The following is a 20,190-nucleotide window of genomic DNA, read 5'->3' on the forward strand; positions in this document are numbered from 1 at the left end:
GGAGGGCACCGAGCGTAACACCCCCGCTGGGCCGAACGAGGAGCCGGGGTCCCCGGTGGGTCCACAGCCTCCCGGCCAGGGCGCGCGTGGGCGAGACCTCGCCAAGGCCGCGCTGGAGGCGGCCAGGGAGAAGGCGCGGGCTCGCGGCGCCGAGCCCGGGGTGCGGCGCCCGGCACGGGCCGGCGGCACCGGGTCGTCCGTGCTGCGGCAGGACCCGCGCCGGCGGCGGTGGTCCGGTGCCGGCGTTGACGCGCGTGATCCGCAGCCGCTGGGCCGGCTCGCCTCCCGGCTGGCGGTCGAGCGCGGTTGGAACGGGCAGCTCGCCCACGGCCACGTGTTCGGGCACTGGGCCCGGCTGGTCGGCGCCGAGGTCGCCGAGCACGCGCAGCCGGTGGCGCTGCGGGACGGCGAGTTGACCGTCCGGGCCAGTTCCACCGCATGGGCGACCCAGCTGCGGTTGCTGCAGGGCCAGCTGCTGGTGAAGATCGCCGGAGCGGTGGGCAACGGCGTGGTACGGCGGATGCGGATCCAGGGGCCGACCGCGCCGAGCTGGCGCAAGGGGCCGCGGCACATCTCCGGCCGCGGTCCGCGCGACACCTACGGCTGACCCCTGCCCGGCCACTCCCGGCACGAGGGACGGCAACCGCGACATTGGCCCAAAGAAGCCTGTCGTTCGACTCCGAGGCGGTCGAACGCGGGTATGTTCGCGTTCGTGGCTCTGTGAGCAAATCAGCCGGGTCCTTGGTGCATGTGAGCGGACGTGGCCAAGTACGATGGAGGCAGTGAGCGTCCCCACTTGGGCGAGACGAGGAGAAAGCAGGCCGGTGGCAGCCAAGAAGAACGAGTACAGCGCGTCCTCCATCACCGTGCTCGAGGGCCTGGAAGCGGTCCGGAAGCGCCCGGGCATGTACATCGGCTCCACCGGTGAACGTGGCCTGCATCACCTGGTCCAGGAAGTCGTTGACAACTCGGTCGACGAGGCCATGGCGGGGTACGCGACGAGGGTCGAGGTCACCCTGATGGCCGACGGCGGGGTCCGGGTGGTCGACGACGGCCGGGGCATCCCGGTGGACATGCACCCGGTCCATCGCAAGCCGACCCTGGAGATCGTGCTCACCCAACTGCACGCGGGCGGCAAGTTCGACAGCGAGTCCTACGCGGTCTCCGGCGGCCTGCATGGCGTGGGCGTGTCCGTGGTGAACGCGCTGTCCACGGCGCTCGACGCGGAGATCCACTACGGCGGCAGGATCTGGACCCAGCACTACGACCGGTCCAAGCCCGGCGAGCTGATCGACCGTGGTCCCACCGACCGCACCGGCACCAGCGTCACCTTCTGGGCCGACCCGGACATCTTCGAGACCACCCACTACAGCGCCGAGACCATCGCGCGGCGGCTGCAGGAGATGGCGTTTCTGAACAAGGGCCTCACCATCGTGCTGTACGACGAGCGGGAGGTCGCCGAGGGTGAGGAGACCGAGGACGCCGAGGGCAAGAAGGCCTACGTCGCGGAGCGCACCTACTACTACCCCGGTGGGCTCGAGGACTTCGTCCGGCACATCAACGGCAGCAGGGAGCCGATCCACAAGAGCGTCATCTCGTTCGAGTCCGAGGGCGACGGGATGCACGTCGAGGTGGCGATGCAGTGGAACAACGGCTTCACGCCGTCGGTCTACACCTTCGCCAACACGATCAACACCCACGAGGGCGGCACGCACGAGGAGGGCTTCCGCGCCGCGCTGACCCGCGTGGTGAACGCCTACGCCCGGGACAAGAAGCTGCTCAAGGAGAAGGAAGCCAACCTCACCGGCGACGACGTGCGGGAGGGCCTCGCGGCGATCGTCTCGGTGAAGCTGGCCGAGCCGCAGTTCGAGGGGCAGACCAAGACCAAGCTGGGCAACAGCGAGGCGAAGTCGTTCGTGCAGACCAAGTGCAACGAGTGGTTGGCGGACTGGTTCGAGCGCAACCCCAGCGAGGCCAGGACGATCATCAACAAGGCGGTGTCCAGCGCGCAGGCCCGGCTGGCCGCCCGCAAGGCCCGTGACCTGGTCCGCCGCAAGGGCGCGCTGGACATCGGCGGCCTGCCCGGCAAGCTCAAGGACTGCCGCTCCACCAACCCGGAGGAGTGCGAGCTCTACATCGTCGAGGGCGACTCCGCGGGCGGCTCGGCCAAGGAGGGCCGCGACTCGATGTTCCAGGCGATCCTGCCGATCCGCGGCAAGATCATCAATGTGGAGAAGGCGCGGATCGACAAGGTCCTCAAGAACAACGAGGTCCAGTCGCTGATCACCGCGCTGGGCACCGGCATCCACGACGAGTTCGACATCAACAAGCTGCGTTACCACAAGATCGTGCTGATGGCCGACGCCGACGTCGACGGCCAGCACATCCGAACGCTGTTGCTCACGCTGCTGTTCCGGTTCATGCGGCCGCTGATCGAGCACGGGCACGTCTACCTCGCCCAACCGCCGCTGTACAAGATCAAGTGGCCGCGGGCGGAGCCGGAGTACGCCTACACCGACCGGGAGCGCGACGGGCTGCTCGAGGCCGGTGTGAAGGCCGGCAAGAAGCTGCCGAAGGACGACGCGATCCAGCGGTACAAGGGTCTCGGCGAGATGAACGCCGAGGAGCTGTGGGAGACCACCATGGACCCCGCGAACCGGGTGCTGCTGCAGGTCACCCTGGACGACGCGGCCACCGCCGACGAGCTGTTCTCCGTGCTGATGGGGGAGGACGTCGAAGCCCGCCGGTCGTTCATCACCCGCAACGCCAAGGACGTCCGCTTCCTGGACGTCTGACCCAGCCCGCTCCCCGCCCCGCTCGCCCAGCACTCTTTCCCCGAGAAGGACGAGATGACCGAAACCTTGCCGCCGGATCACGACCGCGTCGAACCGGTCGACATCCAGCAGGAGATGCAGCGCTCCTACATCGACTACGCGATGAGCGTGATCGTGTCCCGGGCGCTGCCGGACGTGCGCGACGGGCTCAAGCCGGTCCACCGCCGGGTCCTGTACTCGATGTACGACTCGGGGTTCCGGCCCGACCGCGGGTACAACAAGTGCTCGCGCGTGGTCGGCGACGTGATGGGCAACTACCACCCGCACGGTGACTCGGCCATCTACGACGCGCTGGTGCGGCTGGCCCAGCGGTGGTCGTTGCGGTACCCGCTGATCGACGGCCAGGGCAACTTCGGGTCCCCGGGCAACGACCCGGCCGCCGCGATGCGGTACACCGAGTGCCGCCTCGACCCGCTGGCCATGGAGATGCTGCGGGACATCGACGAGGAGACCGTCGACTTCTCGGACAACTACGACGGCCGCACCCAGGAGCCGGACGTCCTGCCGAGCCGCATCCCGAACCTGCTGGTCAACGGTGGCTCCGGGATCGCGGTCGGGATGGCGACCAACATCCCGCCGCACAACCTGCGCGAGGTCGCCGACGGCGTCGTCTGGGCGCTGGACAACCCCGGGGCCAGCGACGACGAGCTGCTCGCCGCGCTGCTGCAGCGGATCAAGGGACCGGACTTCCCGACCAAGGGCCTCATCCTCGGCACCTCCGGCATCGAGGAGGCCTACCGCACCGGCCGCGGCTCCATCCGGATGCGCGCGGTGATCGAGGTCGAGGAGGACGTCAAGGGACGCACCACCCTGGTCGTCACCGAGCTGCCGTACCAGGTCAACCCGGACAACCTGGTGGAGAGCATCGCCGCGCTGCACCGCGACGGCAAGATCACCGGCATCGCCGACATCGCCGACGAGAGCAACAGCCGCAGCGGCATGCGCATCGTGATCACGCTGAAGCGGGACGCGGTGGCCAAGGTCGTGCTGAACAACCTCTACAAACACACCCAGCTGCAGTACAACTTCGGCGTCAACATGCTGGCCCTGGTCGACCAGGTGCCGCGGACGCTGCGGCTGGACCAGCTGGTGCGGCACTACGTGAAGCACCAGATCGAGGTCATCGTCCGGCGCACCCGGTACCGGCTGCGCAAGGCCGAGGAACGCGCCCACGTCCTGCGCGGCCTGGTCAAGGCGCTCGACCACCTCGACGAGGTCATCGCGCTGATCCGGCGCTCGCCGTCGGCCGACGAGGCCCGCCCCGGCCTGATGGAGCTCCTCGACATCGACGAGATCCAGGCCACCGCGATCCTGGACATGCAGCTGCGCCGGCTCGCCGCGCTGGAGCGGCAGAAGATCGTCGACGACCTCGCCAAGCTCGAGGCGGAGATCGCCGACTACAAGGACATCCTGGACAAGCCCGAGCGGCAGCGCACGATCGTCCGCGACGAGCTGAGCGAGATCGTCGACAAGTACGGCGACGAGCGGCGCACCAAGATCATCCCGTTCGGCGGCGAGGTGTCGGTCGAGGACCTCATCGCGGTCGAGGACGTGGTGGTGACCATCACCCGCACCGGCTACGCGAAGCGGACCAAGACCGACCTGTACCGGTCGCAGAAGCGCGGCGGCAAGGGAGTGCAGGGCGCGACCCTCAAGCAGGACGACATCGTGCAGCACTTCTTCGTGTGCTCCACGCACGACTGGATCCTGTTCTTCACCAACAAGGGCCGGGTGTACCGGGCGAAGGCCTACGACCTGCCCGAGGCCAACCGCAACGCCCGCGGCCAGCACGTGGCGAACCTGCTGGCGTTCCAGCCGGACGAGCACATCGCCAGTGTCATCCAGATCAAGAACTACGAGGTGGCGCCGTACCTGGTGCTGGCCACCAAGCGGGGCCTGGTCAAGAAGACCCGACTGGCCGAGTTCGACTCCAGCCGGTCCGGCGGGCTGATCGGGGTGAACCTGCGCGAGGGTGACGAGCTGGTCGGCGCGGTGCTGGCGTCCGCGGACGACGACCTGCTGCTGGTGTCGGCGGATGGCCAGTCGATCCGCTTCCACGCCTCCGACGAGACGCTGCGGCCGATGGGCCGGGCCACGTCCGGGGTGCTCGGGATGCGGTTCAACGACGGCGACGAGCTGCTGGCCGTCGGCGTGGTCAAGGCGAACACCTACCTGCTGGTCGCCACCGACCGCGGGTACGCCAAGCGCACGCCGATCGAGGACTACCCGGTGCAGGGCCGCGGCGGCAAGGGCGTACTGACCCTTCAGCACGACCGGAAACGTGGCAGGCTGGTGGGTGCGCTCATCGTCGACGAGGACGACGAGCTGTACGCGATCACCTCCAGCGGCGGTGTCATCCGCACCGCGGCGAAGCAGGTGCGCAAGGCAGGGCGGCAGACCAAGGGAGTTCGGCTGATGAACCTCGACGAGGGCACCACGCTCCTCGCCGTGGCGCGCAACGCCGACGAGCCCTCGAACGTCGTCGAAGGTGAAGACGAGACGCCGAAGCAGTGAGCCGGTAGGGGACTGACGCGTGACACCACCTGACAACTCCGAGCCGCGCGCCGCGACCGGGGCGGACACGCCGCCCTGGCAGCGGGTGGCCAAGGACAGTGGAAACGGTGTGCCGGAGGCCGAGCCGGAGGAGCAGACCCGCGTCGACGGCTACGGCGACCGGTGGTCGGCCGGGCAGCTGCCCACCGAGGGTGCCGCGGGCTACCCCGGGCAGGGTGACCCGGAGGCCACGACGCGGGTCGAGCAGCCGGTGGTCACCGGCACCGCGGCGAACCGGCTGTTCGGCGGCGCCCCGCCCACCGGCCGCGACGAGTCGACGCAACGACCCGGTGCCGGGCTCAAGGGCAGGGCCACGCCGTCCGCGTTGCGCCGCCCCGGCCGCGGCCCGCGCCGGGCGAACCTGCAGATCAAGCGGTTCGACCCGTGGTCGGTGCTGAAGCTGTCGCTCGTGCTGGGCGTCGCGTTGTTCTTCATCTGGTTGGTCGCCGTCGGCGTGCTGTACACCGTGCTCGACGGCATGGGCGTGTGGGACAAGCTGAACGGCACCTACACCTCCCTGGTCCAGGGGGAGGGCCCGGAGGCCACCGGCGATCCGCTGATCAGCGTCGGCCGCGTGTTCAGCATCGCCGCGGTCGTCGGCGCCATCAACATCGTGCTCATCTCGGCGCTGGCCACGGTCAGCGCGTTCATCTACAACGTGTCCGCCGACCTCGCCGGCGGCCTGGAGGTCACCCTCTCCGAACGCGAGTAACCCGGTGACGACCCCCGCCACGCCATCCGGTAACCTTGTCACCGTTCCGGGCCCATAGCTCAGGCGGTTAGAGCGCTTCGCTGATAACGAAGAGGTCGGAGGTTCAAGTCCTCCTGGGCCCACTTCCGGTTGCTTGTTCGGTGGCGCTGTCGCGCCACCTTCCCAAGTCCTTGTTTCGCTGTGGGGGGCCGAGCCCCCCACACCCCCCACGGTGCGAGCTCCTCACCTTGGGCGAGCGCTGGTGACGTTGGTCGTGAACCAGCGGTTCCCTTGGTCGCTTCGCTCGCTGGCGCTCGCTCGCTGGGGCCACGCCCGGGGTCGGTGGGCTCGCCGGGTGTGTTGGCTGCGGGGGTGTGCGTGCTTGGCCTTGGCGCCTTCTTGGGCGCTTCGCTCGCTGTGCTCGCTCGCTGGGGTCACCCGTGGGGTGGGTGGGCGCTCTGGGGGCGGAACCTACGCTCGGACCGCGAGGTCTTCCTTCGGGGGTGCGAGTTCTACGTTGGGGGCGTGGGCTCGCGTCTTGTTTGAGGGGCTCGCCCACGGTGGGACGCGTGGCTGCTGCTTCGAGGAACACGGCTCGGCGGGCGGCGGTTCATCACGGGGTGCAGGCTTCAGCCATTCCTCCTCCCCATCCCGATCCGAAGGCGCTTGCACACTCGGGCTTCGGGGTGAGGACCAGGTGCGGTTCTTCGACAGTGCCTACACCACACCAGCTGGCCTGGCCACGTTCCGCGCGGCGTGGCCGGCCTCACTGCCTCACTGGCTGCCGGGCCCACCCTCGTCACCAGCACCTCCCGCTCGCTACGCGATGAGAGGCTGCGTTACGTGCTGGCTGTTAGCTTGGGGGTGTGCCGGCTGCTGCCATCGTTGACTACAACGTCGACTGGCCGGTCCGAGCCGAGCGGCTCCTGTCGAAGATTGGCGGTGCCTTCGGCTGCCTCCAAGGCTCCGACCGGTTCGACTACGACCACATCGGGTCCACGGCGGTTCCAGGCCTCGCTGCGAAACCCATCGTGGACCTACAGGTCCGCATGCCGTCGCTGCCGAGCCTGGCCGACCTCGCCGGCCTTCTCGCGCCTACCGGCTTCGTCCCCGCACCTGGCGCCCGGCCGGACTCGCCTGGGGTGCACCACGACACTCCACGGCCCGGTGACCGCACCGATGCCGTGCTGTACGAGAAGCGGCTGTTCCACGCACCCGACCAGGCCGCCATCCTGCACATCCGCCGGATCGACTCGCCGTTTGCCGCGTTCGTCGTCCATTTCCGAGACTGGCTGCGGCAGCACCCCGACCAAGCGCACCGTTACGAACTACTCAAGCGGACCCTGGCCGTGAAGCACGCGGGCGATCCAGACTACGACGACTACACGCGCGGCAAGTCGTCCTTCTTCGACGAGATCGATCCACGGTTGCGTGAACGGGTAAGTAGTCGGGACGGCTGAGCAACCCAGCCGCTTCCGTGGAGCCGAGTGGGGTCGGGCAGTGAGATGAATCCGGTGCGGGTGCGCAGCTTGGTGCTCAGCCATTGGAGCCATCCGTCGGTTCCGCCAGGATGGCGGCTCGAGCGCGGAGGTAGCGCTGTTCGGGGAGGCTGAGGGTGTGGCGCGCCGCCTCCTCGTAGTGTCGCCGCGCCTCCTGCCGCTCACCGGCCAGGTCGAGCAGGTGCGCGCGCACCGCCGCCAACCGGTGGTGCCCGGCGAGCGGCGGATCCACCTCCGCCTCGGTCAGCCGCGCCAACCCGGCCCGCGGCCCGTGCACCATCGCGTGCGCCACGATCCGGTTCAACGTCACCATCGGGCCCGGTGCGAGCACGTCCAGCACGTGGTACAGCCCGAGGATCTGCCGCCAGTCCGTGTCCTCCGCCCGCGCGGCCCCGTCGTGCACCGCCGCGATCGCGGCCTGCACCTGGTACGGCCCGATCCGTGCCGACGGCAGGGTCCGACTGATGATCGCCACCCCCTCGGCGATCGCGTCCACGTTCCACCGCCGGCGGTCCTGCTCGGCCAGCGGCACCAGCGCCCCGTCCGGCCGGGTCCTGGCCGGCCGGCGGGCGTCGGTGAGCAACATCAGCGCGAGCAACCCGGCGACCTCGCCGTCGTCCGGTAGCCGCTCGTGCAGCTGCCGAGCCAGGCGCGTGGCCTCGGTGGTGAGATCGACCCGGTGCAACGCCGGCCCGGAGCTGGCGGTGTACCCCTCGTTGAAGATCAGGTACAGCACGTGCAGCACCGCGGGCAGCCGCGCGTCCAGCTCGGCGGGCGTCGGCCTCCGGAACTCGGCGCCGGCCGCCCTGATCCGCTGCTTGGCCCTGCTGATCCGCTGCCCGATGGTCGCCTCCGGAACCAGGAAGGCCCTGGCGATCTCCGCGGTGGTCAGCCCGCCGACCGCGCGCAGCGTCAGCGCCACCTGCGACGTCGGGGTCAGGGCCGGGTGGCAGCACAACAGCAGCAGGGTCAACGTGTCGTCGACGGCGGGCACCGGCTCGGGATCCGGCGGCGCCAGCGCCACCACGGTCTCCTCGCGGCGCCGCCGCGCCGACTCGGCGCGCCACAGCTCGATCCGCCGGCGGGCGGCCGCGGTGATCAACCATCCCTTCGGGTTGTCCGGCATACCCTCCGCCGGCCACTGCACCGCGGCCGCCAGCAGGGCCTCCTGCACGGCGTCCTCGCACAGGTCGAAGTCGCCGTAGCGGCGCACGAGCGCGCCGAGGACCCGCGGCGCCAGATCCCGCAGCAGGTCCTCCAACTCGGCGGGACGGGTCACAGGCCCAACGTGCCGAGATCGAGGATCGGGCGCACCTCGACCATGCCGTACGTGGCCTCCGGCAACCGGGCGGCGTACTCGACCGCCCGATCCATGCTCTCGCAGTCGACCAGGTAGAAGCCGGCCAGGTGCTCCTTGACCTCCGGAAAGGGACCGTCGGTCGCGGTGGTCCCGCCGTTGCGCACGCTCACCCGCTTGCCCTGGGTCGGATCGGCGAGCGCCTCGGACACGACGAGCTCACCCGACGCCGCCAGGTCCTCGTCGAGTTGGGCGTGGAACCGCACGGCCTCCGCGCGCTGCGCCTCGGACCACTCGTCCCAGACGGCCTGGAACTCAGGATTGCCGTACAGCATGATCAGGTACTTCATCGGTGCCTCCTGTCGATCGGAGTCTCTTACGTCCGGGACGTCGAAGCCAGCTCCTCGGCTTCGACGTCCCGGACGAGAAGGCGCCCACCGTGGCGCCATCCGGGAAGGGAGAACACCATGACCAGCACCAGCACGACCCACGAGACGCGGGTCCAGCAGCTCATGGCCGAGCGGGCGGCCGCACTGCGGGCCGGGGACGCCGAGCGGGTGGTCGCCCAGTACGCGCCGGACGCCGTGGTGTGCGACCTCGCCCCGCCGCTGCGGCGTCCGGCGGACGAGGTGTGCGACCCCAACCGGGTGGCGAACTGGCTGGCCGGTTTCGCCGGGCCGGTGGACGTCGAGTTCCGGGACCTGACGGTGACGGCGGGGGATGACGTCGCCTTCTGCCACGGCCTTGCCCGGCTCACCGCCACCCCGCGTGGTGCCGCGGACGCCTTCACCCTCTGGTACCGCATCACGGTCGGGTTGCGGCTGGTGGACGGCGACTGGCGGATCACCCATGAGCACGAGTCCACCCCGTTCCACATGGACGGCTCGTTCCGCGCCGCCGTGGATCTGGAGCCGTAGCCGTCGCCCGACCAGGTGGTTGTCGCGCCCGGTCGGGAGGTTTGGCCGCCCGACCGGGTATCACCTCTGTCGGCCCCGGAGACGGGCTCCGGGAAATGGCGAGCTCGGGAGGAATCATGTCGCGAAGGACGCGCCGATGGCTCGTGTCGGGTGTCGCCCTGCCCGGTGTCGTCCTGCTCCTCGGCGCCGCGCCCGCGGAGGCCGTGGCGGTCGCCCAGGAGGGGAACGACGAGGGGAACGCCGGGCTGTGGGGCCTGCTGGGCCTGGTCGGTCTGCTCGGCCTGCTCGGTCTCGTCCGGCAGGGGCCCCGACGGGACGCCGCGAATCCGCTGGCGGGGTACCCGGCGGCGAACCAGCCGCCCGTGCCGCACGCGAGCACCAACCCGGCGGCGCGGCAGGCACCGGGGCGAGCCGACCCGACGGCGCCGCCGACCGAGCCGACCCGGCGGAGCGGCCAGCTCTACCCGACCGAGGACCCGGAGGTGCCGCCGAACCCGCCGCGCCGGCAGGTGTGAACCGCCGTGGTCGCCGGTGCCCGTTCGGCCTCGGTGCCCGGCAGGCGGGTGGTTCCCGGCGGATTCGGTTGCCTCCCCGGCGGGCAGGTCGGAAGCTGAGCTACTGACCGAACCGCCAGCACCGGGAGGGCGCCGTGGGAGATGACGTGGTCGAGATGATCCTCGCCGATCACCGCACCTTCGGGAAGCTCATGCGGGACCTGCGGGACGCTGCCGCGGACCGGGCCGCCCTACGTGCCGAACTCGCGGCGCTGCTCGTGGCGCATGCCGAGGCCGAGGAGGACGAGGTCTACCCGACGTTGCGGGCGGATGCCGCCACGGAGCACGAGGTCGACCACGGGGAGGAGGAGCACGCCGAGATCAACCAGGCGCTGCTGGCGTTCCTGGAGGTCGAGGACCTGACCGGGCGGGCATACGAGGACGCGCTCGCCGAGCTGGTGCGGGTGGTCGAGCACCACACGGACGAGGAGGAGCAGACGCTGCTCAGCGATGCCAGGACCACACTGCCGGCCGTCGAGCGGGAGCGGTTGGGCCTGGCGTTCCGGAGATCTCGACGGGCCCACCTGGACGCGGGTTGCGGGCGGATCGACAACGTACGGCGGCTGGCGGAGCACACCGCGGGGCGGATCGGCTGACGGTTCCACGTGGAACCGCGGGGGCGCCGGCCGGACCTGCTCACCGGCCGACGCCCTCCCGGAGCACGTATTCCCGCCGGCTCGCTACTGCTGGGAGCGCTCGCGGGCCTCGGCCGCGGAGGCTTCCTGCTCCGCGCGGCGGGCCTCGGCCTCCTTCTCGGCCACGGTCTGCTGGGCGTCGGCCTTCTTCTGCTGGGCCTCGCCTTCGCGCTCCATCTGGTCGTTGCCGAAGGCAGTGCCGGCGGCTTCCTTGACGCGGCCCTTGATGTCCTCGACCGCGCCCTTGATGCCTTCCTGCTGCTCGTCACGATTCGCCACGATTGCTCCTCTCCTCGCCTCGAGGGGCTCTCTCTGCGCCTACCCGGTGGCGTACCGGATAAACCTGGGAGCGCCGGAGTGCAGTAGCATCGCGGGAGCAAGCTGACACGTCGTTGGAGGAGGGGCTTCCGGTGAAGAAGCTGTTGGCGCTCGCGGTCGTGGCCGGTGGTGTGCTGTTCGTGGTCAAGCGCAACAAGGACGCCAAGGCCGAGGCCGACCTTTGGCGCGAGGCCACCGCGCCGACCGGGCAGTCGCTGGGTGGTGTCTCGCCGAACGGAAGCACCCCGGCGAAGGCCGACTCCACCGACGCGCCCAGCAACAACTGATCTCCCGCGGGCCCAGTTAGCCCGCGCCCGGGGCTGTAGCTCAATTGGTAGAGCACCGCCTTTGCAAGGCGGGGGTCAGGGGTTCGATTCCCCTCAGCTCCACTCGCGAGTGGGCGAGGTGTGCTCGCGGAGAGCGCTCGCCTTGCTCGCTCGTCGTGTCTTCTGGGGGCGCAGCCCCAGACCCCGCCCGGGGGCACGCCCCCGGACCCCCACCGTGGTTGCGCTGGCATGGTTCGCATGCTGACGCGTCCGGCCCACCCCTTCCGAGCAGCGCTTTCGCCCGTGATGCCCACCACTCGGTGATCGTAGTGGGGATCACGGTGGGTGCGAGTATTCTCTGACGTGTGGCGCGACGTTCCGGCGCGAAACCGCATGCTCTCCATCGAGCGGCGCCGTAACTCGTCGCGCGCCAAGGTGTACGCCGGCATGGACCGCTGACCGGCCGGCGCCGGTATCTCACGGAGTCGCCGACCGACGAGAAGGAAGCGGAGCGGATCCTCACCAAGCTCCGCGCGAAGGTCGACGCGGCCCGGTACGCGAAGACGAAGGCCACGCTCGCCGTTGCCATCGACGAGTGGCTGAAGACGATCGAGGTCGAGGACAGCACCCGCGAGACGTACGAGACGTACGCGCGGCGGTACATGAAGCCGGCCCCCGCGGAATCCGGGCGACGTCCGCCTCAGCCACCCACAGGCACATCGCTTGTAACCTTATGGAGCTTGACGAAAACATGGTCGCGATGCCAAGCGTAGTACTTCTCTCGATCCTTGGTCCATCATGAACTCGTTCGACCTTTGATCCGATCATTCACGAATTGTGCGACACCGGGAGCTGTTTCGACCATATCGCTGACCAGGATCTCACCGCCTTGGTCCACGGCGATGTATCCTCGTTCGAAGAGGCCGTCGCAGCCTAAAAGGCACGCGAGCATGCCAATATTGTCGAAGTCTTTGCGCTCATGCTCTGAGCAGAAGGAACGCTTCTTGATGTGTGCTCCGACCAGGAGGGCTCGCGGTAGTTTGCTTCCGCCGATTCCCAGGAGTCGCCCGCGATTTCGACGAGATGTTCTTTTAGAGCTGGGTGCTCACGCCGCTGTGTGACAGTCCGGCTCCCGTCAGTTGGCCCCTCAGGCGGCCTCGATGGCGGGATGTAGCGCTACCCTCACATCTCCTCCAGCTTGAGTTGGTTGTACTTCCGGGCATGCCCTCTGGACAGGTTGGCCGGGTACTTCTCCTCGTTGATGACGATCTTCTCAGCTAGGGGCCGACAAAAAGTCCACGTCGAGCACGTCCGCAAGACGTAGTAGGTAAGCCAGCCCATCCGCCATCTCGTGGCGGACACGCTGGGCCGATGCTGGATCGCGTATCACCTGGTGAGACTCGCTCGGTGTCAGCTACTGGAAGAGTTCGAGGAGCTCGCCGGACTCACCAGAGAGCGCCATCACCAGGTTCTTCGGCGTGTGGAACTGCTGCCAATCACGCTCTGTAGTGAACACGCGGAGCGCTGTTGAAGCTCATCAGGGTCCGTGTGCGCTGAGGTTAGCGTTCGAGTGCCACCGCGCCACCTGCTCAGAGGCCGCGAGTTGTGGCGCTGGTCGTGCGGCTGGCGTGAGTGGCGTAGTGCTCGGCACGGTTCCATCCCGCCTCCGCGATTATCGACTGCAGCGAGGCCATGCTCACGGCCGACGCCGACTGGACCGAAACTACTCTTTGCGCGCTCATGCGGGAGGCAACCGTGGACAAGCACGACGTCAAGAAGATCCACAGAGAGCTCTACTCACCGCCGTCGAAGGATTTCACCGTCGTCGATGTGCCCGAGTTCCGGTACATCGCCGTGGACGGCAGCGGTGATCCGAACACATCACCCGCGTACGCGAACGCGGTCGAAGCCCTGTACGGGGTGGCGTACACACTGAAGTTCGCCAGCAAGAAGACCCTGGGTCGGGACTTCGCGATCGGCCCGTTGGAAGGACTGTGGCGAGCGGACGACCCCACCGCGTTCACCGCCCGCCGCAAGGACAGCTGGGACTGGACCATGATGATCAGCCAGCCGGACTGGATCACCGAAGACATGGTCAGGGCCGCTGTCGACGGCGTCGCGAAGAAGAAGGACAACCCCGCCCTCGCGGACATTCGGCTGCTCACTCTCATCGAAGGGACTTGTGTGCAGATCCTGCACATCGGCTCCTACGACGACGAGACTCCGATCCTGGAGCGCCTCCACAACCACTACCTGCCCGAGCACGGTCTCACCTTCAACGGCGACCATCACGAGATCTACCTCAGTGACGCGAGGAGAACCGCGCCCGCCAAGCTCAGAACCATCCTGAGGCAACCAGTCCGGCCCGCGTAGCGCCCGGCTCGTTCGTCAGGCGTCGGGTGGGCACCGGCCGGGTCGTGATCTCGGGGTCTTCGGCCAGCACTGAAGAATCGTGCCGCACCAGCCCCACCCGAGTCCTGTTCGGTGGCCGGTGGGCCACACCGACGGCAGGAGGGTGCGAGCTCGCCGCTCGCACCCTCCTCACCTCGTTCCTACGCCGCCAGGTGGGCGTACACGATCACGTTGTCCGTGTAGCTGTGCTCCTCCTGGTCGAACGCGCCGCCGCAGGTGATCAGGCGCAGCTCGGAGGCATCGGTCTCGCCGTACACGGCCTCCTCCGGGAACTGCTCCTTCGGCACCTGCTCCTTGCGCTCGGCGACGAACCGCAGCGTGGTGCCGTCCGCCCGCTCGACGAAGATCTCGTCACCGGGGCTCAGCTCGTGCAGCCGGAAGAAGATCCCCGGCTTCTGCCGGCCGTCCACGTGACCGAGGATGATCGCCGGCCCGGGCTCACCCGGCACCTCCGCGAGGCGGTACCACGCGGCCTGCATCGGCTGGTCCACCGGCGGCACCTCGATCTGCAGGTTGCGTCCCACCCCCACCTCGATCAGCGTCGACTCCGCGCCGATCTTGGGGATGCGGATGCCGACCGGCTTGACCCGGCCGTCCGGCGCCTTCTGCACGGACGCCGGCCGCTCCCCGGCCGGCGCGGCCGGCGCGGCGGGCTCCGCCCCGCAACCGGCCACCAGCATCAGCGACGCCAGCAGGGCGGCCACGACACCGCGGCCGCCCCGGGCGAGCGACAGTGCGCGCACCCGCCAGCCCTCAGCCGACCAGCGTCGCGGTGGCGCCGCCGCCGGTCTCGTGCTTGCCCTTCGGCCGGATCACGACGTTCTCGCGCACCTCGTCCGCGGTCCGCGGCAGCTGCGCCTGAACGGGTGGCTCACCGGTCACGACGAACGTGACCGACAGTGTCTTGCCCCCGCACTGGACCGACGCCGTGTGCTGGCCGAACTCGGCGTCCTCGCGGACCACACCGCCGGCGAGGAACAGCCAGTCGTACTCCTCGTCCTGGAAGATCTCCGAGAACTCGGTGATCGCGGTGGAGGTCAGGCCGCCCACCTCACCGGACACGCAGATGAAGGCGAAGTAGATCTCCTCGCCGCGGCGCACCTTCTCCGAGGAGACGAACATCGCCTCGTCGTCGACGGTCGGACCCTCCTCACCGGGGTCCCCCGGCTCTCCAGGCTCGCCTGGCTCCCCGGGCTGGCCCGGCTCACCCGGCTCACCCGGCTCACCGGGCTGGCCCGGTTCCCCTGGCTGCCCGGGTTCACTCGGCTGCCCGGGCTCACTCGGCTCGCCGGGCTCCGACGGCTCGCCGGGCTCCGACGGCTCACCCGGCTCCGACGGCTCACTCGACGGCGGGGTGGTCACGTCGGCGGGCGCGGACGACGCCGGGGGCGCGACCTCGCTCGTCTCCGGCTCGGCCGGGTTGGCGAGCGCCACGGGCCCCATGGTCAGCGTGATCGCCGCGCCGAGAACGGCGGCACGGGTCGACAGACCCCAAGATCTTTTCACAGAAGTTCCCCTGGAAAGTAACGAAGACACCCGATCGAGGGTGTTGCCTCACTGTGAGGCGCCGCCCATTTAACTCGATCGGGTGAGGTAACCTGAACAAGGTTCCCGGAGAGATAGAGCACAGAGGCTTGACGTAACGAAAATCGGCGCTAGCCGATGGTTGGCCCCGCAACCAGCGACGTACCCGCGTACCGCGGCACACCACTGTCGCGGTACCCGCGGTGTCCACCGCGGGCCGACGCCCCGTCCACCGGTTCTCCCACAGCCTGGGTTCACCACGGATTCGCGCTCAGCGGATCCGTTCCGATTGGTACGAAAGGTGGTTCGCCGTGCGTGCTGCGGCATTAGCGGTGGTGGGCCTTCTGGGGGGATTCGTCGGAGGTGAGGCGCTGGCCGCGGCCTTCGGACTACTGACCGCCCAGCTCACCGATTCCCCCGGCCCGTTCGTGTGGATCCTCCGCGCCCTGCCCTTCGTCCTGGCGGTGGTGGGCGCGGTCGCGGTGCCGGCGGTCGACGCCCGGCTCCGCCGGAAGGGGGACGCGTGAACATCCGGCAGCTCGGCTTCCTCGCCGGAGTCGCCCACCTCTGGGCGGCGCTGCTGCTCCTCGGCTCGCTGCTGACCGAGACGGTGCTGCTCTACCCGAACATCTTCCACGACGTGCCACGGTCCCTGCGGACCACGACCGACTTCCTCGCGGTGACCAACCCCGGGGACGTCTTCCCGGTCATCGGTACCGCCACCCTGCTCACCGGGGTGCTCGCGGTCGTCCTCGGGTGGCGGACCCGCGCCGCGCGGTACCGCTTCCTCGGCGGCGTCGCCTCCGTCGCGCTGGGGGACTTCCTGCTCTCGATGCTCTACATGTGGGAGCGCAACGAGATCATGTTCGAGGGCACCGCCGTGCACTCCGCCGCCTACCTCCAGCAGGTCGCCACGGAGTTCCAGACCGCGCACTGGTTCCGACTCTGCGCGGCCGCGCTGGCCGCGGTGCTGGCGTTCGCCGGGTTCCTGGCGCTGCACCGGCAGCGCGTGACGGCGGGGCGGCCGGACTGACCGGCCGCCCCGCCCACGACCCCCGGGTCAGCCCGCCGCGCGGAGCAGGATGTCGACGGCGCGGTCGTTGCGTGCCGTCTCCCGCGGGATGACCGACGCCGGCGGGTAGAAGCCGCCGATGCCGCTGGCGCTGCGCGGGTACATCTCGAAGGTGTAGCTCAGGATCTTGTGCTGGGCCCACATCCAGTCGTTCACCGAGCCGTCGGTGATGTACAGGTCGCTGGACTGCTGTGGCCGGTAGTTGTTGGTCGCCGCCATCTGCCGGCCGACGTCCTGGAACCGGCGGGCCTGCGTCTGGTCGAGGCCGGGCGCGGTGTCGGCGTAGGTGTAGCCGTACGGCCAGAGCACCAGCTCCGAGTACGTGTGGAAGTCGATGTGCGCCTTGATCTGCTGCGTGCCGCCGACCACCCGCGAGTTCACGAAGTTCGACACCGCCCGGGTCTCCGGTGCGGAGAACGGTGCCGTGCCGCGGTAGGTGTCACTGGTCGGGCTGCCGCTGGAGCCGCCGCAGCAACCCCACTTGTAGCCCCAGTTGCGGTTCGGGTCGGTGCCGTATCCCTGCCGGTTCTTCCGCCAGCCCTTGTACCGGCCGCCGGCGATGTCGTACTCCGACCCGTCCGGGTTGACCTGCGGGATCACCCAGATCTCCCGGGTGTCCACGAGCTGCTTGATCGCCGGGTCGGTCGCGTAGCCCTGGGTGAAGCGGTTGACGATCCGGATGCACATCTCGGTGGTGAGGTGCTCGCGGGCGTGCTGGTTGCAGGTGAACAGCACCTCCGGCTCGGCCTCGTCCTGCGCCACGTTGTCGCTGATCTTGATGATGGGCAGCTCGCGGCCCTCGTAGGACCGGCCCACGCTGCTCGTCCGCGCCAGGTTCGGGTAGCTCTGCGCGGCCCGCCGCAACACCTGGGTCATCTCGGCGTAGGTGTGGTACGCCTCGTCGCCCGGCGGGAAGTCGGCCGTCACCGCGGACGTGCCGGCGCCGCCGCTGCGTTCGGCCAGCATCGCGTCGAAGTCGCCGACCTGGTCCAGCGTGAAGCCGCGGGCCCGCAGGCTCCTGGCCTGCTCCGGGGTCGCCACGATGGTCAGCGCGCCCTCGCGCAGGCCGAGCACGTCGACCCCGCTGCCGGCCACCACGGTCCGCGCGGCGGCGTCGCCGGCCGGCACGGTGTACACGCCCCGGGTCGGCGTGCCGCGGTCCGGAGTCTGTGCCCCCGCCGGGGAGGCCATCGTCGCGAGCAGGAGTACCCCGGCCGCCGCCGCGACGGCGCCGAGGACGCGACGTTTCGTGAACATAGCGCTCTCCAAATGTCACCGAATGTGGTGACATCAGGGTGCGGCTCGGGTGAGCTGGGTAACAACCGTCAGAAGTCGGGAAGCCGGCACCGGACTTTCGTCGGGCTATGACCAGCGCCCTCGGCGGTGTTATGGCCGGGCACGCGGTGCCCCCCGGCCGTCCACCGCGCCGTATGTCTCCAGTGGACGGAAAGGTGCGAGGGCGGGCGCCGGCCGACCACGCGCACGAGGGCACGCCGTCGCGGTGGCGGGTGCCGGATCTGGTTAACTGCCCGCGTGCTGCGCCGACTCTCCCTCCCCGCCGTGGCCGTCGCCGGCCTGCTGGCCGCGTGCACGCCGACCGAGAACCCGCCGCCCGCGCCGGAGCCACCGCGGACCGCCGCCCCACCGCAGCTTCCGCCCGACCCGGAACCGGTGGCCGACGGCCCGTGCCCGTACCTGACCGCCGACTTCGTCGGCCAGGCCAACGGGCAGCGGGTGGGGAACGTGCGGACGTCGGCCGACGAGCCGCACCCCACGTGCTTCTTCTACCGCCCGGACGGCTCGGTGCAGCTGACCGTGCGGGTCTACGTCGGCGAGCCCGGCGTGGCCAGGGCTTTGGTCGACCACGCGGCACCGGTCGACACGGCCAACCCCGCCGATGAGCCGCCGGGATGGCAGGGCGGCTACCAGAAGACCGAGGAAGGAGCCGTGTACGCGGTGGCCAAGGGCGGTGCCGCGGTGGTCGTGACCACCAACCAGCAGCAGAGTGTCAAGGCCCGCGAGGTCGCCACCGAGGCCATCTCCGCGTTGAAGATCTAGCTGGATCAGCGGCAAGTTGATCTTGTACTACCCTGTGCGGCACGCGAGGGCGTGACAGCCCAGCGTGACCCCCATGCGAGTAATCCGCACCGTCCGATCTCTAGGTGAAGAAGGATAGAAATCCGTGGCTGAAACCCTCAAGGAAATCCTGCTCGACTCCAGCAGGCGTCCGGCCGTCGTGACCGACCTGCAGACCCTGGTCGACGAAGAGGTCTCGGACAAGAGCGGCGTCTCCGGCACGGTCGTGAAGACCGGCTACGCCGCGGTCAAGAAGGTCAAGCCGGGCATCATCGGCTCGGCCGTGGACAGCCTGCTCGACGAGTTCGCGGCGGCGCTGGAGCCGTTCTACGCCGACTACAAGGCCAGCGGCGGCACGGACTTCGGCGCCTACCTGGCCGGGCGCTCGGACGAGGCGGCCGACGCGCTGCTCGCCGTGACCGACGCCCGCGCGGAGAAGAGCAGCCGGGACAGCATCAAGAAGGTCTACGGCAAGCTCCGCCCGCAGGGCAAGAAGAACGTCGAGGAGGCGCTGCCGCGGCTCGGCAAGCTGATCGACAAGCACGCCGCCACCGCCTGAGCACGGCGAGGACGACAAGCAGGACGAAGGGCCGGGGCGCCGGGTGCGCCTCGGCCCTTCTCGTTCCCGGGGACGCCAGCGGGGACACCCCCGCATCGCGCCCGACGAGCGGCGGGGCCCCGACCCGAACCGGTCGAGGCCCCGCCACCCGGTCGCCTTCCGGAACCAGGCCGTCAGCTCTTCTTGTCGCCGGCGGGCGATCCCGGCGACGCCTTCCCGCCGCCGCCGCCGGACTCGGCCGACGACTGGGACTGCTTCGCCGACGAACCGGACTGCTTGTCCCCACCGTTCGACTTCGTGCCGCCGGCCGGCGTCGTCGACCCGGACTTGGCCGACGACGCCGAAGACCCTGACGACGTCGAAGACCCAGACGACGCCGACCTGACCGGCGCGGGCCGCTGGGTCTCGGTGTTCCGCGGTGGCGTGGGCGCCGGCGGCGGGGTGGGCTTGGCCCGCATGGCGTAGGCGACGCCGGCGACGAGCGCGCCGATGCCGAGCACCCACGGCCACTTCCGCCGCTTCTTCTCGCCCTTCGCGGCGACCTTCGCCTCGGCCAGCGCGGCCTTGAAGTCCTTCTTCGCGTGCTTGAAGTCCCGCTTGCCCTTGCGCTTGGACTCGCCCGTCGCCTTCGCCGCCTTGATCGCGGCCTTCTTCGCCTTGCGGCCCGGCTTGCGCAGCTCGGCGCCGCGCTCCGCGGCCACCTTCCGCGCGTTCCGCGCGTTCTTGGCCAGGTCCTTGCGGGCCCGCTTGGCCTGCTTGGCGAGCTTGCGCCGGGTCCGGCGGGTGGCCTTGCGGGCGACCTCGGCGCCCTCGGCGAGCGAGTGCTCGGCGGCCGCCGCGACCTGCTCGGTCACGTCGGCGCCGACCTTGCGCGCCTCCGTGGCCCGGGCGCGCAGCCCGTGCAGCCCCGCCTTCGCCGGCTCGCCCACCTGATCCGGAGCACGAGTCATGGCCTTCACCTCGTCAATCGTTTCCTTATTGTG

The 20,190-nt window shown here is 69.8% G+C and carries 21 protein-coding genes and 2 tRNA genes; 16 read left to right on the forward strand and 7 right to left on the reverse strand.

Translation table 11 applies throughout. From position 1 onward, the window contains the following. Positions 1 to 55 precede the first annotated feature (55 nt). The 6 genes from BM051_RS12540 (at position 56) to BM051_RS12565 (ending at position 7,538) form a co-directional block, all read left to right on the forward strand. Positions 56 to 607 carry a DciA family protein gene (locus BM051_RS12540; RefSeq protein ID WP_092530244.1) on the forward strand — a complete coding sequence of 184 codons (552 nt, stop codon included), beginning with the start codon at positions 56 to 58 and terminating at the stop codon, positions 605 to 607. Between the two features lie 217 nt (positions 608 to 824). After that, on the forward strand, positions 825 to 2,795 hold the full coding sequence (gene gyrB / locus BM051_RS12545; RefSeq protein ID WP_092530245.1) for a DNA topoisomerase (ATP-hydrolyzing) subunit B: 1,971 nt from the start codon (positions 825 to 827) through the stop codon (positions 2,793 to 2,795). A gap of 54 nt (positions 2,796 to 2,849) precedes the next feature. After that, the gene (gene gyrA / locus BM051_RS12550) at positions 2,850 to 5,348 is read left to right on the forward strand and encodes a DNA gyrase subunit A (RefSeq protein ID WP_092530246.1); all 2,499 of its coding nucleotides are present in this window, start codon (positions 2,850 to 2,852) and stop codon (positions 5,346 to 5,348) included. Positions 5,349 to 5,367: 19 nt separating this feature from the next. Then, positions 5,368 to 6,099 (forward strand): DUF3566 domain-containing protein, encoded by a 732-nt coding sequence (locus BM051_RS12555; protein ID WP_166677659.1) that lies wholly within the window; start codon positions 5,368 to 5,370, stop codon positions 6,097 to 6,099. 48 nt (positions 6,100 to 6,147) lie between these two features. Beyond that, positions 6,148 to 6,221 (forward strand) — tRNA-Ile (locus BM051_RS12560). 723 nt (positions 6,222 to 6,944) lie between these two features. Then, positions 6,945 to 7,538: a GrpB family protein gene (locus BM051_RS12565; protein WP_092530247.1), complete on the forward strand. Its 594-nt coding sequence runs from the start codon at positions 6,945 to 6,947 to the stop codon at positions 7,536 to 7,538. Between the two features lie 76 nt (positions 7,539 to 7,614). On the opposite strand, the gene BM051_RS12570 is transcribed toward BM051_RS12565, so the two are convergent. Together BM051_RS12570 and BM051_RS12575 are read right to left on the reverse strand one after the other, a co-directional pair. After that, on the reverse strand, positions 7,615 to 8,856 hold the full coding sequence (locus tag BM051_RS12570) for an RNA polymerase sigma factor (RefSeq protein ID WP_243859420.1): 1,242 nt from the start codon (positions 8,854 to 8,856) through the stop codon (positions 7,615 to 7,617). Next, a complete protein-coding gene (locus BM051_RS12575) occupies positions 8,853 to 9,224 on the reverse strand; it encodes a YciI family protein (protein WP_092530248.1) in 372 nt (123 codons plus the stop codon). Before BM051_RS12575 ends, BM051_RS12570 begins: the two co-directional genes overlap by 4 nt. A gap of 117 nt (positions 9,225 to 9,341) precedes the next feature. Here BM051_RS12575 and BM051_RS12580 point away from each other — a divergent pair, with 117 nt between their 5' ends. From BM051_RS12580 to BM051_RS12590, 3 genes are all read left to right on the forward strand, one after another. After that, positions 9,342 to 9,791, forward strand: coding sequence for a YybH family protein (locus tag BM051_RS12580; RefSeq protein WP_092530249.1), 450 nt, complete (start codon positions 9,342 to 9,344; stop codon positions 9,789 to 9,791). Positions 9,792 to 9,907: 116 nt separating this feature from the next. Further along, on the forward strand, positions 9,908 to 10,306 hold the full coding sequence (locus BM051_RS28455) for a hypothetical protein (protein WP_134046051.1): 399 nt from the start codon (positions 9,908 to 9,910) through the stop codon (positions 10,304 to 10,306). A 134-nt stretch (positions 10,307 to 10,440) separates the two neighbouring features. After that, positions 10,441 to 10,941, forward strand: a complete 501-nt coding sequence (locus tag BM051_RS12590) for a hemerythrin domain-containing protein (protein ID WP_208325898.1) — start codon at positions 10,441 to 10,443, stop codon at positions 10,939 to 10,941. An 84-nt stretch (positions 10,942 to 11,025) separates the two neighbouring features. On the opposite strand, the gene mbp1 is transcribed toward BM051_RS12590, so the two are convergent. Further along, on the reverse strand, positions 11,026 to 11,259 hold the full coding sequence (gene mbp1, locus BM051_RS12595) for a microaggregate-binding protein 1 (protein ID WP_092530250.1): 234 nt from the start codon (positions 11,257 to 11,259) through the stop codon (positions 11,026 to 11,028). A 131-nt stretch (positions 11,260 to 11,390) separates the two neighbouring features. Between mbp1 and BM051_RS12600 the strand changes: the two genes are divergently transcribed. From BM051_RS12600 to BM051_RS12615, 3 genes are all read left to right on the forward strand, one after another. Next, positions 11,391 to 11,585, forward strand: a complete 195-nt coding sequence (locus tag BM051_RS12600; RefSeq protein WP_092530251.1) for a DLW-39 family protein — start codon at positions 11,391 to 11,393, stop codon at positions 11,583 to 11,585. 29 nt (positions 11,586 to 11,614) lie between these two features. Next, positions 11,615 to 11,687, forward strand: a tRNA-Ala gene (locus tag BM051_RS12605). A gap of 1,632 nt (positions 11,688 to 13,319) precedes the next feature. After that, positions 13,320 to 13,937, forward strand: coding sequence for a GyrI-like domain-containing protein (locus BM051_RS12615; RefSeq protein WP_092530410.1), 618 nt, complete (start codon positions 13,320 to 13,322; stop codon positions 13,935 to 13,937). Between the two features lie 179 nt (positions 13,938 to 14,116). Here the strand turns inward: BM051_RS12615 and BM051_RS12620 are convergent, their stop codons facing one another. Further along, positions 14,117 to 14,710 carry a class F sortase gene (locus BM051_RS12620; RefSeq protein ID WP_243859479.1) on the reverse strand — a complete coding sequence of 198 codons (594 nt, stop codon included), beginning with the start codon at positions 14,708 to 14,710 and terminating at the stop codon, positions 14,117 to 14,119. Between the two features lie 19 nt (positions 14,711 to 14,729). Then, positions 14,730 to 15,410 (reverse strand): hypothetical protein, encoded by a 681-nt coding sequence (locus BM051_RS29015; protein ID WP_177216920.1) that lies wholly within the window; start codon positions 15,408 to 15,410, stop codon positions 14,730 to 14,732. A gap of 422 nt (positions 15,411 to 15,832) precedes the next feature. Between BM051_RS29015 and BM051_RS12630 the strand changes: the two genes are divergently transcribed. Both BM051_RS12630 and BM051_RS12635 read left to right on the forward strand, forming a co-directional pair. Then, the gene (locus BM051_RS12630; protein WP_092530252.1) at positions 15,833 to 16,027 is read left to right on the forward strand and encodes a DUF5957 family protein; all 195 of its coding nucleotides are present in this window, start codon (positions 15,833 to 15,835) and stop codon (positions 16,025 to 16,027) included. Beyond that, positions 16,024 to 16,533: a hypothetical protein gene (locus BM051_RS12635; protein ID WP_092530253.1), complete on the forward strand. Its 510-nt coding sequence runs from the start codon at positions 16,024 to 16,026 to the stop codon at positions 16,531 to 16,533. Before BM051_RS12630 ends, BM051_RS12635 begins: the two co-directional genes overlap by 4 nt. Before the next feature lie 27 nt (positions 16,534 to 16,560). On the opposite strand, the gene BM051_RS12640 is transcribed toward BM051_RS12635, so the two are convergent. Beyond that, a complete protein-coding gene (locus tag BM051_RS12640; protein WP_092530254.1) occupies positions 16,561 to 17,829 on the reverse strand; it encodes a M14 family metallopeptidase in 1,269 nt (422 codons plus the stop codon). Positions 17,830 to 18,108: 279 nt separating this feature from the next. On the opposite strand from BM051_RS12640, the gene BM051_RS12645 reads away from it, so the two are divergent. Next, positions 18,109 to 18,630, forward strand: a complete 522-nt coding sequence (locus BM051_RS12645; RefSeq protein ID WP_092530412.1) for a DUF2020 domain-containing protein — start codon at positions 18,109 to 18,111, stop codon at positions 18,628 to 18,630. Between the two features lie 124 nt (positions 18,631 to 18,754). After that, on the forward strand, positions 18,755 to 19,207 hold the full coding sequence (locus BM051_RS12650; RefSeq protein WP_092530255.1) for a DUF6918 family protein: 453 nt from the start codon (positions 18,755 to 18,757) through the stop codon (positions 19,205 to 19,207). 173 nt (positions 19,208 to 19,380) lie between these two features. Here BM051_RS12650 and BM051_RS12655 read toward each other — a convergent pair whose 3' ends face one another. Next, on the reverse strand, positions 19,381 to 20,157 hold the full coding sequence (locus BM051_RS12655; protein WP_177216921.1) for a hypothetical protein: 777 nt from the start codon (positions 20,155 to 20,157) through the stop codon (positions 19,381 to 19,383). Between the last annotated feature and the right edge of the window lie 33 nt (positions 20,158 to 20,190).

It is taken from the genome of Amycolatopsis arida (genome assembly GCF_900115565.1).
GTDB lineage: Bacteria > Actinomycetota > Actinomycetes > Mycobacteriales > Pseudonocardiaceae > Yuhushiella > Yuhushiella arida.